Source organism: Streptomyces sp. NPDC003036 (genome assembly GCF_040611175.1).
Classification (GTDB): Bacteria; Actinomycetota; Actinomycetes; order Streptomycetales; family Streptomycetaceae; genus Streptomyces.
Window position 1 is genome coordinate 134,690 of sequence record NZ_JBEXNO010000005.1, and the last position, 16,312, is coordinate 151,001.

Below are 16,312 nucleotides of genomic sequence, written 5' to 3' on the forward strand. Positions count from 1 at the left end.
CATCAGGCGTGCCTCCTGACGGTCTGCCGGGAGATGGTCCGGGCGTCCAGGCCCGACAGGCCGCGCACGGCGACGTACGCCTTCTCGCGGCCGGGCAGGGAGACGCGGCCGCGCAGCACGGCGAGCGGGTCGCGCTCGATGCGGTCGAGCAGGCGCCGGTAGATGCCGGCCATCGCGGCGACGCAGGCGCCGCTGCGCCGGTCGAGCATGGGCAGCAGCCGGTAGCCCTCGGCGAACAGCGCGCGGGCGCGGCGGACTTCGTAGTGGACGAGTCCGGTGAAGTCGGCGCCGGGCGGCGGCGCGGCGGCGCGGAAGCCGTCCGCGCAGCCGAACTTGGCGAGGTCGTCGGCGGGGAGGTAGGTGCGGCCGTTGGCCGCGTCCTCGCGGACGTCCCGGAGGATGTTGGTCAGTTGGAGCGCGAGTCCGAGCGTGTCGGCGTACTCGGCGGCGCGCTCGGCGGAGCGCGCGCCGGGGGTGGTGCCGAAGATGGAGAGCGAGAGCCGCCCGACGGCGCCCGCGACGCACCGGCAGTACACCTTGAGGTCGTCCCAGGTCTCGTACGTCTCCCCGCGCACGTCCATCAGGACGCCGTCGATGAGCTCGTCGAGCGCGCCGAGGGGCAGCGGGAAGCGGCCCGCGGCGTCGCTGAGGGCGACGGCCACCGGGTCGGTGTCGTCCTCGTCGACGGCGTCCTTGCGGATCCGGTCGAGCAGGCCACGGGTGGCGTCGAGCCGCTCCTCCTTGGCGACCGGGTCGAGCCGGCCGTCGCCGATGTCGTCGACGCGCCGCGAGAACGCGTACAGCGCCGACATGGCCTGCCGCTTCTCGGTCGGCAGCAGGCGGATGCCGTACGCGAAGTTGCGCGCCTGCCGGCCGGTGACGGCCTCGCAGTAGCTGTACGCGGCCTGCACCGGCGCGGACATGGGCGTCTGTCCTTCCACGATCCCGCTCACCCCTTTCTGCGCGCGCTTCGCAGGACGGCTCCGGTTCGGCGCAGCAGTCGCGGCTTGGTGGCCTTGGGCGGCCCGGGCAGTACGTCGTGGCCGGCGGCCGCGATCGCGTCGAGCTGGGCGTGTCCGCCGCCCACGAAGCCGGCGAGCAGCAGGCGGAGCCTGCCGTGGACGCTGCCGACGAGCGGGGTGCCCTCGTCCAGGAGGCGGCGGGCGCGCTCCGCCTCGTACGCGATGAGCGCGCGCACGGACGCGCCGGCGCGGGGGCGGGCGAGGTCGTCCTCGGTGACGTGGAACCGCTTCATGTCCTGGGCCGGGAGGTAGATCCGGTCGCGGCCGAGGTCCTCGGCGACGTCCTGGAGGTGCTCGACGATCTGGAGCGCGGTGCAGATCGCGTCGGAGTGGCGGACGCGCTGGGGGCTGGTGGTGCCGGTGATGCCGAGCACGAGCCGGCCGACGGTGTTGGCGGACAGCTCGCAGTACGCGGCGAGGTCGTCGTACGTCTCGTAGCGGCGTACCAGCTGGTCCTGGCGGTTGGCCGCGATCAGGCCGAGGAACGGCTCGGGCGGCAGGGCGTGGCGCCGCACGGTGGGCTGGAGGGCGCGCAGCAGCGGGTGGGCGGGGACGGAGTCGAAGACGCGGTACAGGTCGGCCTCGAAGGCGTCGAGGAGGGCGAGCCGGTCGGTCTCGCCCTCGGCGCCCAGGTGGCGGGCGTCGGCGCCGCCGGGGGCGAGGTCGCCGTCGCCGATGTCGTCGACGAGCCGGGCGTAGCCGTAGATCGCCATCAGGTCGTCGCGCCAGTCGGCGGGCAGGAAGAAGGGGGCCACGGGGAAGTTCTCGTGCGCGGCCTTGTCGAGCGTGGTGCGCGAGGAGGCGTCGGGGCGCACCTGCCGGGTGGCGGTCACCGCGGACTGCCCGGCGCGGGGACGGCGGGACTCTCGCGGAGCTGGAGATCTTCCGTCAATGCCGTCACGTCTCCCGTTCTACACTGCCGACCCAAAACAACCCATTTCGGACACGCCGCCGGTCCTCCGGAGTGACGGGACCGGGCGGAATCGCCCCACTTGCCGCGACTTACCGTGAATCGGCACCGGCACAGCTTACGTTGTACAACGGCCGGGCCCGCGTCGGGGCGTTACACACGGGGGAACACATGCGCGAACGAACACGGCGCGAACCGCCCGCCGCAAGGGCCCCTGCCGAGTGCCGCGGCAGGGGCCCTTCCGACGGGATCACGGCTTGGCCGTCTCCTTCTCGTACGCCTGGAGGACCTCTTCGGTCGGGCCGTCCATCAGCAGCTCGCCCTTCTCCAGCCACAGGACGCGGTCGCAGGTGTCCCTGATCGACTTGTTGCTGTGGCTGACGAGGAAGACGGTGCCGGCTTCCTTGCGCAGCTCGCGGATGCGCTGCTCGGAGCGGATCTGGAACTTCCGGTCGCCGGTGGCCAGGGCCTCGTCGATCATCAGTACGTCGTGGTCCTTGGCCGCCGCGATGGCGAACCGGAGGCGGGCACCCATGCCGGAGGAGTACGTCCGCATGGGCAGGGTGATGAAGTCACCCTTCTCGTTGATGCCCGAGAAGTCCACGATGTCCTGGTAGCGCGCCCGGATCTCCTCGGGCGACATCCCCATGGCCAGGCCGCCGAGGATGACGTTGCGCTCGCCGGTCAGGTCGCCCATCAGCGCCGCGTTCACGCCGAGCAGCGAGGGCTGGCCGTCGGTGTAGACCTTGCCGCTCTCGCAGGGCAGCAGCCCGGCGATGGCCCGCAGCAGGGTGGACTTGCCGGAGCCGTTGGTGCCGATGAGGCCGATGGCCTCGCCCCGGTACGCGGTGAAGGAGACGCCGCGCACGGCGTGCACCTTGCGCACGCCGCGCGACTCGCCCTTGTCGCGCCGGAGTATGCGGCTCAGCGCGGCGGTGGCGCTGCCCTTGCCCGACGTACCGCCGTTGACCCGGTACACGATGTGTACGTTGTCGGCGATGACCGTGGGGACGCGGGCACCGGCCGCGGCGCCGTCCCGGGTGTCCTCAGCCTCGGTGTTCTCAGCCACGGCCGTACCGGTCCTCTGCCTTCCAGAAGTACACGAAGCCCCCGACACCGACGAGGACCGCCCACAGCAGGGCCGCGAGCCAGACGTGCGACGGAAGGTTCTCGGCGCCGTACCCGTCGATCAGCGCGAAGCGGATCAGGTCCATGTAGATCGCCGCCGGGTTGTACATCAGGACGTTGGCGATCCACTCCGGCTTGTCCGCGAGCATCACCCGGATCGAGAACATCACGCCGGACGCGTACATCCACGTCCGCAGGATGAAGGGCATCAGCTGGGCGAGGTCCGGGGTCTTGCTGCCGAGACGGGCCAGGACCAGCGCCAGACCGGTGTTGAACACGAACTGCAGGGCCAGCGCGGGCAGGATGAGCAGCCAGCTGAGCGACGGGTAACTGCCCAGCGCCGCGACGATGACGAACAGCACCACCATCGAGTACAGCAGCTGCTGGAGCTGCTGCAGCGCGAAGGAGATGGGCAGGGAGGCCCGGGGGAAGTGCAGCGCCCGCACCAGCCCGAGGTTGCCCGAGATCGCGCGCACGCCCGACATCACGCAGCTCTGGGTGAAGGTGAAGACGAACACGCCCGTCACCAGGAACGGGATGTACACCTCCTTCGACATGCCCTTCGCGGCGTTCAGGATCAGGCCGAAGATCAGGAAGTAGATCAGCGCGTTCAGCAGCGGCGTGACCACCTGCCACAGCTGGCCGAGCTTGGCCTGGCTGTACTGGGCCGTGAGCTTCGCGCGGGAGAAGGTCAGGATGAAGTGGCGCCGGCCCCACAGCTGCCGGACGTACTGGGGCAGGCTGGGCCGTGCACCGCTCACCGAGAGGCCGTACTTGGCGGCCAGTTCCGCCGGGGACAGACCGTCGTCCGGAGATGGCGGGGCGGAGGCCGCGGTCACGGCGATCGCTCCGTCATGGGTTGTCTCACTCACCAGTTGAAACTTTCGTGTTCAAGATGCGCGGCGGGGGTGGGCGCGGGCCGGCCGGCGGGCCGGGCCCGGTGCGCCCGGGGTTTGTCGGTACGAGCTTGTCAGATGACCGGGGGCCGGCCCAGTCTGGTCAGCCGCCATACCGTACGCCACTTCATGGGCCGCCGGGGTCCGCAAGGGCTCGTCCAGCCCTCCTTGAACCCGCCGAACCAGGCCTTCAGCGCCGGAACGGAAGGGCGCCGCGCCAGCGTGAGCAGCAGCCAGACCCCGAGGTAGAGCGGCACCAGGGGCGCGGGGAGGTTCCGGCGGGCCAGCCAGACCCGGTTGCGCGCGACCATCCGGTGGTAGACCGCGTGCCGGGAGGGCGCGGTCGCCGGGTGGAACAGCACCATGTCCGAGCGGTAGTCGATCATCCAGCCCGCGTCGAGCGCCCGCCAGGCGAGGTCGGTCTCCTCGTGCGCGTAGAAGAACTCGCCGGGGAGCTGTCCCGCGTCGGCGAAGACCTTCGTGCGGACGGCGTTGGCGCCGCCGAGGAAGGTCGTCACGCGCGAGGAGCGCATCGGATCGGAGGCGCGCAGCCGGGGCACGTGGCGGCGCTGGGTGACGCCGGTGTCCGGGTCGGCGATCCGGAAGCTGATGATGCCCAGCTTCGGGTCGGCGGCGAACGCCTGCCGCACCAGCTCGGCCGTGTCCGTGTTCGGCAGCAGGCCGTCGTCGTCCAGGAAGAGCAGGGCGTCGACGTCGGAGCCGTTCGGGCCGAAGGCCTCGATGCCGACGTTGCGGCCGCCGGGAATGCCCAGGTTCTCCGGGAGGTCGACGGTGCGCACGCCCTCGGGGACGCCGGTGACGGGGGCGCCGTTGCCGACGACGACGACGTCGATCGGGTCGCCGTCCTGTTTGCGGACGGAGTCGATCAGGGCGCGCAGGTCGTCGGGGCGGTTGCCCATGGTGATGATGACGGCGCCCAGCTTCATGGCACCCGGCTTCACGGCACTCACCCCGCTCACCTCAGCCTGCTGGAGGCGAGGACCGACACCAGGTGCAGCAGCGTCTGGAGCAGCGCGATGCCGGCCAGCACGGCGACGCCGAGGCGCGAGAAGAACAGGTCGCCGCGGACCTGGTCCACGACCGCCAGCACCAGAATGAGCAGGGACGCCTCGATGCCGAGGACGAGCCGGTGGAACTTGAGCGCGGCGGCGGCCCGGCGGGCGAGCGCCATGCCGGACGAGCGGGGCTCGGCGGCCGCGTCCTTGACCGGCGGCAGGCCGCCCTGGTGGCGGGCGACGCCGACCAGGTCGGTCTCCGCCTTGATCAGGATCGCGCCGAGCGCCGCGAGGGTGCCGAGGAAGGCCCACAGCCAGTCGATCCGGCCGCCGCCCCACAGGTCCGCGGCGCGCAGGCCGAAGCCGACGAGGACCGCCGCGTCGCACAGGTAGGCGCCGACCCGGTCCAGGTACACGCCGGAGAGCGAGAACTGCTTCTTCCAGCGGGCGACCTCGCCGTCGACGCAGTCGAGCAGCAGGTAGAGCTGGACCGCGACCACACCGAGGACCGCGCCCCAGACGCCCGGCACCAGCAGCGCCGGAGCGGCCAGCACGCCGGCGAGGGTCATCACGTACGTGAGCTGGTTCGGAGTGACCCGGGTGGTGACCAGGAGCCGCGTGATGCGCAGCGAGATCTCGCGCATGTAGAGGCGGCCGCCCCAGTGCTCACCGCTGCGCCGGTCCTTCACTCCCTCCGGGTGAACGACCGGGCGGAGTTCAGCTACGGATGGTCTTGGCATAGTCGGCGTACGCGTCCCTGATCTGGTCGGTGGACAGGTCGAGGTGCTCCAGGATGGTGAAGCGACCGGGTCGGGTCTGCGGTGCGTACTCCACGGCCCGGACGAACTCGTCCGTGGAGAACCCGATCTCCTCGGGCAGCACCGGCAGGCCGTGCCCGCGCAGCACCTCGGCGAAGAGCCCGGACTGCTCGTGGGCACCGCGCAGGTGCATCGCGAAGGCGGCGCCCAGCCCGACCTGCTCGCCGTGGAGCGCGGAGCGCCCCGGGAAGAGCAGGTCGAAGGCGTGGGAGATCTCGTGGCAGGCGCCCGACGAGGGGCGGGTGTCGCCGCTGATCGACATGGCGATGCCGGACAGGACCAGCGCCTCGGCCAGCACGATGAGGAACTCGTCGTCGCCGACGCCGCCGGGGTGGCGCAGCACGGACTCGCCGGCCGTACGGGCCATGGCGGCGGCCAGGCCGTCGACCTGCTCGCCGGTGTGGCGGTGCGACAGCTCCCAGTCGGCGATCGCGGAGATGTTGGAGATCGCGTCGCCGATGCCGGAGCGGACGAACCGGGCCGGCGCCTCGCGGATCACGTCGAGGTCGATGACCATGGCGATCGGCGAGGGGACGCCGTAGGAGCCGCGGCCGTTGTCGTTGTCGAGGATCGAGACCGGCGAGCAGATGCCGTCGTGGGAGAGGTTCGTCGCGACGGCGACCATGGGCAGGCCGACCCGCGCCGCGGCGTACTTCGTCACGTCGATGATCTTGCCGCCGCCGACGCCGACGACGGCGTCGTACCGCTTGCCCTTGATCTCGTCGGCGAGGCGGACGGCGGAGTCGATGGTGCCGTCGGCGACGTCGTACCAGTCGGCGTCCGGGAGGAGCGGCGCGAGCTTCTCGCGCAGCGCCTGGCCGGAGCCGTTGCTGATCGCCATGGCGAGCTTGCCGGAGGCGGAGATGCGCTGGTCGGCGAGGAGGCCGGCCAGATCGTCCATCGCGCCCCGGTGGATGTCGACGACGAGCGGCGACGGAATGAGCCGGGTCAGTACAGGCACGCGATCTCACGGCCCTTCGCGAGGTCGTCGTGGTTGTCGATCTCGACCCACTTGACGTCGCCGATGGGCGCCACGTCGATCTGGAAACCGCGGTTGACGAGCTCCTGGTAGCCGTCCTCGTAGTAGAGGTCGGGGTCGCGCTCGAAGGTGGCCTTCAGCGCGTCGGCGAGGTCGGCGGCGGCCTCGGGCTCGATGAGCGTGACGCCGATGTACTCGCCGGTGGCGGTGGCCGGGTCCATCAGCTTGGTGATCCGCTGGACTCCCTTACCATCGGCGGTGATGACCTTCATCTCCTCGTCGGCGAGGTTCTTCACCGTGTCGAGGGCGAGGATGATCTTCCGGCCGTCGCCGCGGGCGGCGAGGAGGGTCTCCTCGACGGAGACCGGGTGGACGGTGTCGCCGTTGGCGAGGATCACGCCGCGGCTCAGCACGTCACGGGCGCACCACAGGGAGTAGGCGTTGTTCCACTCCTCGGCCTTGTCGTTGTCGATGAGGGTGAGCTTCAGGCCGTACGCGGCCTCCAGCTCGGCCTTGCGCGCGTACACGGCTTCCTTGCGGTAGCCGACGACGATGGCGGCCTCGGTGAGGCCGACGGCGGCGAAGTTGGCGAGGGTGAGGTCGAGGACCGTCTTCTCGCCGGTTCCCGCCGGGTCCACGGGCACGAGGGCCTTCGGGAGCGTGTCGGTGTAGGGGCGCAGACGCCGTCCGGCACCGGCTGCCAGTACGAGGCCGATCATGCGGGTTCTCCTTCGTCGTGTACTGCGGGTGCTCCGGAGGACACCCAGAAGCGGATGGACTCCACGAGCACGACCAGCGCGACGGCCACCGCGAGGACGGTGAGCGCGAGGCTGAGGTCGTCGCCTGCCGTCAGGGTCGCGGCGAGGACCGCGACCACGAGCGTGCGGCCCTCGTGGCCGCCGATCGTCCGCACCAGCCACGCGGGCGGCGCGCCGGTCCCGCCGCGGATGCGGTAGACCGTGTCGTAGTGATGGTAGGCGACGGCCGCGACCAGGCCGAATGCCGCGGGCAGGGCTCCCGGGGCCTCGGAGCGGGCGGCGAGGACCAGGATCGTGACGTACTCGGCGGCCCGGAAGACGGGCGGGACGAGCCAGTCGAGAGCGCCCTTGAGGGGCTGCGAGACGGCGAGCCCGGCAAGGAGCGCGTAGGCGACCGCCGCGCCCGCGACGGCCCCGGCGCTGCCCGAGAGGAGGGCGCCGCCGAGGACCGCGGCCGCGAGGAGCGCCGCCAGGAGGGGTACAGCGGTGTGGGTCCGGCCGGCGCGGGCGCACCCCTTGGCCACGAGCTCGGCGATCGGGCCGGAGTCGGCGAGGTCCGCGAGCGCCCGGGCGGCGCGGTCGGTACGGCGGGCCTTGCGGGTCACGGAGCGCAGGAGGCGGCCGGCGGTGGTGTAGCAGGCGGCGAAGGCGCAGCCGGCGAGGAGGGCGTAGAAGACGATGCGAGGCGTGGCGACGGCCGTCAGGACGGCGATCATGGCCCATCGTTCACCGATGGGCAGGACTATCATCCGGCGCGCCCAGACCGTCCAGCCCTTCGCGTCGAGCTTGTCGGAGAGGGCGGCGGTGGGGCTGGTGTTGGCGGTGGCGTCGTGGTTCGCCTCGTTGAAGGAGAAGTCCACGACGTGGCGGCAGGTCTGCAGGACCATCGCGCCGAGGGCCAGGGCCCATACGTCGTCCCCGCCGCGGGCGGCGCCGAGGGCGAGGCCCGCGTAGTAGGCGTACTCCTTCGCCCGGTCGAAGGTCGCGTCGAGCCAGGCGCCCATCGTGGAGTACTGCAGCGAGTAGCGGGCGAGCTGCCCGTCGGTGCAGTCGAGCACGAAGGAGAAGAGGAGCAGCACGCCGGCCGCGACGTACCCGCCCCGGGTTCCGGTGGCCGCGCAGCCCGCCGCGATGAGCGCGGTGAGCAGCGAGGCGGTGGTGACCTGGTTGGGCGTGAGGCCCCGGCGGGCGCACCAGCGGGCGAGGTAGCGCGAGTACGGGCTGATGAAGAAGGTGGTGAAGAACCCGTCGCGGGCCTTCACGGCGGAGCGCAGCCGTACGGCTTCGTCGTCGACGGCCTCGACGGCGTCCCGCGTCTCCTTGCGGCTCTGCGGGTCGGCCGGTACGGCCGCGACGAGCGTGCCGAACTCGGGCCGGTGGACGCCGACGCCGTCGGCGCGGAGCGCCTCGGCGAGGAGGTCGGGGAGGGTGAGGACGCCGCCGTGGGCGTCGTCGCCCTGGGGGCGTGGGGCCCCCTCGACGGCGGCTGTGCCGGTGGCGTCCGCGTGCGGGGCGGACGTCGGAGCCTCCGCCGGCACCGGGGCCGTCGCCGAGGTCAACGCCCTGGCCAGGGCCGGGCGGGCCTCGGGCTGGGCCGTCAGGGCGCCGGGGGCCGTGGCCGCCGGGAAGCGGGGGTCCGTCAGGGTCAGGCGGAGGGCGTGGACGTGGCCGACGAAGCGGGGGTCCACGACCGCGACGCGCTCGGCGGCCGGGACGGCGGCGAGCAGTGCGGCGGTCTCACGCGGGTCCGTGGCGATCCGGACGTCGAAGCCCAGCGACCGCAGATCGCCCTCGAGCGGCGATCCGGGTACCGGAGGACCGGTGAGGATGGCGGTCGACAGACGAACTCACTCCTTGGAGCCGAACGGGGACGGGTGCGGCGCGGCGGCACGCCGGCTGAGGCTATCCGATGAACGGAAGACGAAGTTCACCGAGGCGTGACCCCGGCTCGCAGCGGTGCGGTCGGCCGAGATCATCATGGTCGATCCTCGCCTCGGCCCACAAACCGCGCTCTGCCAGGGCATAGGCTGACCGTCATGACTTGGCTGATCACAGGCGGAGCGGGATACATCGGCGCCCATGTGGCGCACGCCATGGCGGACGCCGGTGAGCGCGTCGTCGTGCTCGACGAACTGTCCTCCGGCGTGCCCGCGCGGCTGCCCGCCGGGGTCCCCCTCGTCCGGGGCGCGGTCGCGGACCGGGAGCTGCTGGACCGCACGCTCGCCGAGCACGCCGTCACGGGTGTGGTGCACCTGGCGGCGAAGAAGCAGGTCGGGGAGTCGGTCGAGCGGCCGCTCCACTACTACCGGGAGAACGTCCACGGGCTGACCGTGCTCCTGGAGGCCGTGGTGGCCGCCGGCGTGCGGCGGTTCCTCTTCTCTTCGTCGGCCGCGGTGTACGGCGTCCCGGACGTGGAGCTGATCGGCGAGGACGCGCCGACCGCGCCGATCAACCCGTACGGCGAGACGAAGCTCGCGGGCGAGTGGCTGGTCCGTGCGACGGGGCAGGCGCACGGCATGGCCACCGGCTGCCTGCGCTACTTCAACGTGGCCGGGGCCGCGCGCCCCGAGCTGGCGGACACCGGCGTGTTCAACATCATCCCGATGTTCTTCGACCGCATCACGCGCGGCGAGGCTCCGCGGATCTTCGGCGACGACTACTTGACGCCGGACGGCACCTGCATCCGTGACTACATCCACGTCGCGGACGTCGCCGACGCGCATCTCGCCGTCGCCCGCCGGCTGGCCGGCCAGGACGGTCCCGGGGACCTGACCGTGAACATCGGCCGGGGCGAGGGCGTCTCCGTACGGGAGCTGGCGCGGGTCGTCGCCGAGGTGACCGGGCACACCGCCGAGCCGGTGGTCGGTCCGCGCCGCCCGGGTGACGCGGCCAGGGCCGTGGCGTCCGTCGAGCGGATCACCAAGGAGCTCGGCTGGACGGCGTCGTACGGCGTACGCGACATGGTCGAGTCCGCCTGGGAGGGCTGGCGCCTCCACCACCCCGAGACAGCCACCCACTGAGTCGCCCACCGCTCTGACCTGCGGACATCACCGCAGGTCAGAGCATATGACAACGGTGTTCAGTCCCGGCTTGCACATACCCCCCACCCGTAGTTCACTGGCCGCTCGTACGAGGTGTTCGAGAGCGGCTGGAGGCATGGGCATGGGGGCTGGGCACGGGCACGACCACGGGCACACGCACGGGGGCCCGCCGCCGACCGGCACGGCGGCCGCCGCGTACAAGGGGCGGCTGCGGATCGCGCTGGCGATCACGCTCTCGGTCATGGTGGCCGAGGTCGTCGGCGGCGTGCTGGCCGACTCCCTGGCGCTCATCGCCGACGCCACCCACATGGCAACCGACGCGGTGGGCCTGGCGATGGCGCTGATGGCGATCCACTTCGCCGGCCGCCCCGCCACCGACAGGCGCACCTTCGGATACGCCCGTGCCGAGATCCTCGCCGCGCTCGCGAACTGCCTGCTGCTGCTCGGCGCCGGCGGCTACCTGCTGATCGAGGCGGTGCAGCGGTTCATCACGCCGGCCGAGACCAAGGGCGGGCTGGCGATCGCGTTCGCGCTCTTCGGCCTGGTCGCCAACATGATCTCGCTCTCCCTGCTGGTGCGGGGGCAGAAGGAGAGCATCAACGTGCGCGGCGCCTATCTGGAGGTCGTCGCCGACGCCCTGGGTTCGGTGACCGTCCTGGTCTCGGCGGGCATCATCCTGGCCACCGGCTGGCAGGCCGCCGACCCGATCGCGTCCCTGGTGATCGGCCTGATGATCGTCCCGCGCACGGTGAAGCTGCTGCGCGAGACCCTCGACGTCCTGCTGGAGGCGGCGCCCAAGGGCGTGGACATGGCGCAGGTGCGCGCCCACATACTGGCGCTGCCGAATGTGGAGGACGTCCACGATCTGCACGCCTGGACGATCACCTCCGGGATGCCCGTGCTGTCGGCCCATGTGGTCGTGACCCAGAGCGCGCTGGATTCGGTGGGGCACGAGAAGCTGCTGCACGAGCTCCAGGAGTGCCTCGAAGGCCACTTCGACGTCGAGCACTGCACCTTCCAGCTGGAGCCGAGCGGGCACGCGGCCCACGAGGCGCGGCTCTGCCACTGAGCCGCCGAGGGCCGCTGAGCCACTGATATCGTGGCCTTTCCATGCCTGTGAGAGGAGCTGAGGTTGATGACCGTCGCGGTGAGCACCCCCTCGACCTTGAACCTCAGCTTCCGGGTTCTCGGCTGACCTGATCGCCTTCCTCGATCCGTACGTCGGCCGGGCCCGCCTCACCCAAGGGTTTCCACGTTGTCCGACAACGCTTTGTACGACGCCTTCTTCGCCCTGCACCACGGTCTGCCCCGGCAGGGTCCCGGCTCCGACGACACCACGCGCCGGCTGCTCTCCCTCGCCGCTGCCGCCGGTACGCTCCCGGCCCGGCCGCGCGTGCTCGACCTGGGCTGCGGCCCCGGCCGGTCCGCCCTGCTGCTGGCGGCGGAAGCCGGTACGGCCGGCGCCGAGGTGACCGCCGTCGATCTGCACGAGCCGTTCCTGGCCGAGCTGCGGCGGGCCGCCGACGCCCGCGGGCTCGGCGCCTCCGTCCGTACCGTCGCCGCCGACATGGCCGAGCCGCCGTACGCCGACGGGTCCTTCGACCTCGTCTGGGCGGAGAGCTCGGCGTACGCGATCGGCTTCGACCGCGCGCTGCGCGCCTGGCGGCGGTTGCTCGCGCCCGGCGGCGCGCTGGTGCTCACCGAGTGCGAGTGGACCGGCGGCGAGCCGTCCGCCGAGGCGCGGGCCTTCTGGGACGCGCACTACCCGCTGCGTACCACCGCGGCCAACACCGCCGCGGCGGTCGCAGCCGGCTACCACGTGGTCGGTACGTACGCCCAGCCCGAGAGCGACTGGGACGAGTACTACGGCCCGCTCGGCGAACGCGCCGACGCGGCCGACCCGGCGGTGCCCGGCATGGCGGAGGCCCTCGCCGCCACCCGTGCGGAGATCGCCCTGCGCCGTGAGCACGGCGCGGAGTACGGCTACCGGGGCTACGTCCTGCGGCCGGCCCACACCCGATGGGGTACCGGCTGACCATCCGGAGTACCGCCCCCGCTTCGGTTTCGTACCGGTGTCGCGGTACGGCGTCGAAGCGCCCTTCGAGGCCCCCGGCACGGGGTCCGGGGGTTCTCGGCCCGACGGCCCGTCACCCCGGTGGAGCAGACATCACGGGGGCGGGCCGACGTGAGCCGACAAGCGGCTTTTGTGCGGCAGACTGAGACTGCCCCACAGGGCACTGCCCCCCAGGGCCGGGAACGGAAGCGAAGGATGGTCATGCCGATCACACCAGCCACGGCGGCGAGCAGCTCGTCGAACGGAGTCAAGCCATCGATCATGCTCGAACTGGTCGACGAGGACGGCACCACCATCGGCACCGCGGAGAAACTGGCCGCCCATCAGCCGCCGGGGCAACTCCACCGGGCGTTCTCGGTGTTCCTCTTCGACGAGGCGGGCCGGCTGCTGCTGCAGCGGCGGGCGCTGGGCAAGTACCACTCCCCCGGCGTCTGGTCGAACACCTGCTGCGGGCACCCGTACCCGGGTGAGGCGCCGTTCGCGGCGGCCGCGCGGCGCGTGCACGAGGAGCTGGGCGTGTCGCCGTCGCTGCTCGCCGAGGCGGGCACCGTCCGCTACAACCACCCGGACCCCGCGTCGGGGCTGGTGGAGCAGGAGTACAACCACCTCTTCGTCGGGATGGTGCAGGCCCCGCTGCGGCCCGATCCGCAGGAGGTGGAGGAGACGGCGTTCGTGACGGCGCGGGAGCTGGCCGAGCGGCACGCCGCGGAGCCGTTCTCGGCGTGGTTCATGACGGTGCTGGACGCGGCGCGCCCGGCGGTCCGGGAGCTGACCGGGGAGAGCGGCGGCTGGTGAAGCCGCTGCCCCCGGGTCCTCAGCCGGGAGGCAGGTCGCGGGCGTAGAGGCGGAGCAGCTCGTGGAGCTCGTACCCGCCGGCCGGGGTCTGCTGGACCAGGCACTCGTCGAGCAGCTGGTCCAGCAGCTCCTCCGCCTCCCCCGGCCGGCGGACTCCGCCGAGGGCGGCGGCGGGGGCGCCGGCCAGGCAGCGCAGCATCCGGCGGCGGTGCGGCGGCAACCTGCGGTACGACGTGTCGAACGCGGTCCGGACCGAGCGGCCGCCGGCGCTCAGCCGGTCCAGCCGGGCGTCCTCGGGCTCCAGGCGCGCCGCGAAGTCGGCGAGCTGCCACAGCGGCCGGGCCCGTAGCCGCAGCGCCGCCAGGGCGACGCCCAGCGGCAGCCGGCCGCACAGCGCGGCGATCCGCTCGGCGGCCGCCCGCTCGGCCGCCACGCGCTCCGCGCCCACCACCGCGGCGAGCAGCTCGACGGACTCCTCGACCGTGAACGGGCCGAGCTGCACCGTCCGCGCCCCGGCCGGCGCCCAGCCGGCGCGACGGCTGGTGACCAGGACGAGGGACGCCGGGTCGCCCGGCAGCAGGGGGTCCGTCTGCCCGGCGCCGGTGACGTCGTCCAGCAGGATCAGCGGGGCCCGCCCGTGCAGCCGGTCCCGGTAGAGCGCCGCCCGCTCCTCCACGCTGTCGGGTATCCGGTCCGGCGCAACGCCCAGCATCCGCAGGAACCGCGCCAGCACGGTGGCGGGGTCCATCGGCACCCGTCCGGGCGCGTGGCCCCGCAGGTGGGCGAAGAGCTGTACGTCGCCCGCGTGGCCCGCCCGCGCGATCTCGTGCGCCAGGCGCACGGCGAGCCGGGTCTTGCCGACGCCCGGCATTCCGGTGATGACGCAGACGAGCGGCGCCGTGGCCGCCTCCCGCGCGCCGACCGCCTCCCGTACCCACGCGTGCACCCGGGCGCGCTCGGCCCGGCGCCCGGTGAACTCCGCGCTGTCGCCCGGCAGCGCCCGCACGGCGGGGGCGGGGCGGCGGGCGACCGGTGTCGCCACGGTCGGCGGGGCCGGTGCCGACGCGGTCGCGGTCGCGGTCGCCGTCGTGAGAGCCGCCGGGGCCCGTCCGCGGACCGGGCGGGGGGCGCCTACCGGCGCGGCGTCGCGCGGCTCGGAGGCCGGTACGAGCCCAGGGGCGCGGCGGGGCGCCGGCACGGTCGCGGTACGCGGGCCGTCCACCAGCCGGCGCCGTACCGCGGTGAGTTCCCCGCTCGGTGCCACCCCCAGCTCGTCGGCCAGCACCCTGTCCGCCTGCCGGTACACCTCCAGCGCCTCCGGGCGGCGCCCGGCCCGGCCCAGCGCCCGCATCAGGTACGCGGCCAGGCTCTCGTTCAGCGGGTACTCCGCGACCAGCGGGCGCAGCACCGTCACCGCCTCCGCCGGGCGGCCCTGGGCGAGCAGGACCCCGACGTAACTCTCGGCGACCGCGAGGCGCCGCTCGACCAGCCGCGCCGCCTCCGCCTGGAGCGCCGGGCCGAGCGGGAGGCCCTCCAGGGGGCGGCCGCGCCACAGGGCGAGCGCCCGGCCGTAGTGCCCGGCGGCCGCGGCGAGCGCCCCGCCCTCCGCGGCGAGGGTGCCGCGTGCCGCCAGGTCCTCGAAGACCTCGACGTCCACCTCGCCGGTGCGGGTGCGCAGTTGGTAGCCGGGGGGCCGGGTGACCAGCAGCCGCGGCTCGCGGCCGTGGTCGCGCAGCCGCCGGCGCAGCCCGTTGACGTACGTGCGGATGTTGGAGCCGGGCGAGGCGGGGGGCTCCTCCCAGGCCGCGTCCATGACGTAGCCGACGCTCACCGTCTCGTTGGCGCGCAGCGCGAGCGACGCGAGGACGGCCCGCTGGCGCGGGCCGCCCAGGGGTAACGGCACCGTGCCGTCGTCCTCGTACACCTCCAGGGGACCGAGCAATCCGTAACGCATCTGGCGGCCTTCCGGTCAGTTGCCTCCGACATGGGCCCGCGTCGAGTCTCATTTTTCGCGCCTTCCACACCTGGGCCGGGAGATTGTCCGGAACTGGGCGATGTGCTGGCGAGAAGCGGTGCGGGGGCGCGCGGCGCCGTCGGGCGCGATGGGGCCGGGCCACCGCCGGGCGGGATCTGGGCGCTTTCTGGGCGGGGTCCGGTCGGCGGGACGCGCACGCTGTGGTCCTCCGTAACCGAGCCGGGAGGCCTGTGGTGCAGCACTACCAGTGGTTGAGCGAGAGGTTCTTCAGCAACACCGTGGACGGCCTGGGCACCGTGTCGTTGCCCGCCGTGGCGGACGCGGTCGAAGCGCTGGACGGCGTACGGCGGCGGGGTGGCCGGGTGTACGCCATGGGCAACGGCGGCAGCGCGACGACGGCCACCCACCTCGTGTGCGACCTGGTGAAGACGGCGCGGCGGCCGACCGAGCCGCCGCTGCGGGCGTTCGCGCTCGCCGACAACATCGCCCTGCTGACGGCGTACGCCAACGACGTGTCGTACGCCGACGCGTTCGTCCGGCAGTTGACCGACAACGCCGAGCCCGGCGACGCGGTCGTGGCGATCAGCGCCAGCGGGCGGTCGCCCAATATCGTCGCCGCGCTGCGCGCCGCGCGGCGGATGGGGCTGGTCTCCATCGGCATGCTGGGGTGCGGCGGCGGGCCGGCCGCCGAGCTGGTCGACATCCCGCTGGTCGTCGGCTCCGACGACTTCGGGGTGATCGAGACGGCGCACATCGCGATCGTCCACGCCTTCGCCGACGTGCTGCGGGCCTCCGGCCCCGGAGCCGTCGGTGTCCCCGAGCGGGTCGGCGCCGGCGCGACGGCGCGTACGCCGTGACGGGCCCGGCGCCCCGGGAAGTGGTGCTGGTCTCCGATCGGGG

At 73.1% G+C, this 16,312-nt stretch carries 14 protein-coding genes and 1 pseudogene; 5 read left to right on the forward strand and 10 right to left on the reverse strand.

All coding sequences use genetic code 11. From position 1 onward, the window contains the following. Positions 1 to 2 precede the first annotated feature (2 nt). The 9 genes from hpnD to ABZX67_RS05825 form a co-directional block, all read right to left on the reverse strand. Positions 3 to 941, reverse strand: coding sequence for a presqualene diphosphate synthase HpnD (hpnD, locus tag ABZX67_RS05785; protein ID WP_355355084.1), 939 nt, complete (start codon positions 939 to 941; stop codon positions 3 to 5). Between the two features lie 8 nt (positions 942 to 949). Further along, positions 950 to 1,855 (reverse strand): squalene synthase HpnC, encoded by a 906-nt coding sequence (gene hpnC / locus ABZX67_RS05790; RefSeq protein ID WP_355355087.1) that lies wholly within the window; start codon positions 1,853 to 1,855, stop codon positions 950 to 952. A 327-nt stretch (positions 1,856 to 2,182) separates the two neighbouring features. Continuing rightward, positions 2,183 to 3,001: an ABC transporter ATP-binding protein gene (locus ABZX67_RS05795; RefSeq protein WP_355355090.1), complete on the reverse strand. Its 819-nt coding sequence runs from the start codon at positions 2,999 to 3,001 to the stop codon at positions 2,183 to 2,185. Beyond that, on the reverse strand, positions 2,994 to 3,932 hold the full coding sequence (locus tag ABZX67_RS05800; RefSeq protein WP_355355093.1) for an ABC transporter permease: 939 nt from the start codon (positions 3,930 to 3,932) through the stop codon (positions 2,994 to 2,996). The genes ABZX67_RS05795 and ABZX67_RS05800 overlap by 8 nt, the downstream gene beginning before the upstream one ends. A gap of 98 nt (positions 3,933 to 4,030) precedes the next feature. Continuing rightward, positions 4,031 to 4,903, reverse strand: coding sequence for a glycosyltransferase (locus ABZX67_RS05805; RefSeq protein ID WP_355355243.1), 873 nt, complete (start codon positions 4,901 to 4,903; stop codon positions 4,031 to 4,033). A gap of 29 nt (positions 4,904 to 4,932) precedes the next feature. After that, positions 4,933 to 5,712, reverse strand: coding sequence for a CDP-alcohol phosphatidyltransferase family protein (locus ABZX67_RS05810; RefSeq protein ID WP_355355096.1), 780 nt, complete (start codon positions 5,710 to 5,712; stop codon positions 4,933 to 4,935). Continuing rightward, positions 5,690 to 6,751, reverse strand: a complete 1,062-nt coding sequence (locus ABZX67_RS05815; protein WP_355355099.1) for an iron-containing alcohol dehydrogenase family protein — start codon at positions 6,749 to 6,751, stop codon at positions 5,690 to 5,692. The genes ABZX67_RS05810 and ABZX67_RS05815 overlap by 23 nt, the downstream gene beginning before the upstream one ends. Then, the gene (locus ABZX67_RS05820; protein WP_355355102.1) at positions 6,739 to 7,488 is read right to left on the reverse strand and encodes a phosphocholine cytidylyltransferase family protein; all 750 of its coding nucleotides are present in this window, start codon (positions 7,486 to 7,488) and stop codon (positions 6,739 to 6,741) included. The genes ABZX67_RS05815 and ABZX67_RS05820 overlap by 13 nt, the downstream gene beginning before the upstream one ends. Continuing rightward, complete coding sequence (locus tag ABZX67_RS05825) at positions 7,485 to 9,368, reverse strand: DUF5941 domain-containing protein (protein WP_355355246.1); 1,884 nt, start codon at positions 9,366 to 9,368, stop codon at positions 7,485 to 7,487. The genes ABZX67_RS05820 and ABZX67_RS05825 overlap by 4 nt, the downstream gene beginning before the upstream one ends. A 195-nt stretch (positions 9,369 to 9,563) precedes the next feature. Here ABZX67_RS05825 and galE point away from each other — a divergent pair, with 195 nt between their 5' ends. The 4 genes and pseudogenes from galE to idi all read left to right on the forward strand — a co-directional run bounded on the left by galE (position 9,564) and on the right by idi (position 13,437). Then, positions 9,564 to 10,547 carry a UDP-glucose 4-epimerase GalE gene (gene galE, locus ABZX67_RS05830; RefSeq protein WP_355355105.1) on the forward strand — a complete coding sequence of 328 codons (984 nt, stop codon included), beginning with the start codon at positions 9,564 to 9,566 and terminating at the stop codon, positions 10,545 to 10,547. A gap of 142 nt (positions 10,548 to 10,689) precedes the next feature. Continuing rightward, the gene (locus ABZX67_RS05835; protein WP_355355108.1) at positions 10,690 to 11,637 is read left to right on the forward strand and encodes a cation diffusion facilitator family transporter; all 948 of its coding nucleotides are present in this window, start codon (positions 10,690 to 10,692) and stop codon (positions 11,635 to 11,637) included. A gap of 186 nt (positions 11,638 to 11,823) precedes the next feature. Then, positions 11,824 to 12,579, forward strand: a pseudogene (locus ABZX67_RS05840) (class I SAM-dependent methyltransferase); the annotation flags it as partial. A 264-nt stretch (positions 12,580 to 12,843) separates the two neighbouring features. Beyond that, a complete protein-coding gene (gene idi, locus ABZX67_RS05845; RefSeq protein ID WP_355355111.1) occupies positions 12,844 to 13,437 on the forward strand; it encodes an isopentenyl-diphosphate Delta-isomerase in 594 nt (197 codons plus the stop codon). A 19-nt stretch (positions 13,438 to 13,456) separates the two neighbouring features. Here idi and ABZX67_RS05850 read toward each other — a convergent pair whose 3' ends face one another. Next, a complete protein-coding gene (locus ABZX67_RS05850) occupies positions 13,457 to 15,391 on the reverse strand; it encodes a BTAD domain-containing putative transcriptional regulator (protein ID WP_355355114.1) in 1,935 nt (644 codons plus the stop codon). 254 nt (positions 15,392 to 15,645) lie between these two features. On the opposite strand from ABZX67_RS05850, the gene ABZX67_RS05855 reads away from it, so the two are divergent. Then, positions 15,646 to 16,269: an SIS domain-containing protein gene (locus ABZX67_RS05855; RefSeq protein WP_355355117.1), complete on the forward strand. Its 624-nt coding sequence runs from the start codon at positions 15,646 to 15,648 to the stop codon at positions 16,267 to 16,269. Positions 16,270 to 16,312 lie beyond the last annotated feature (43 nt).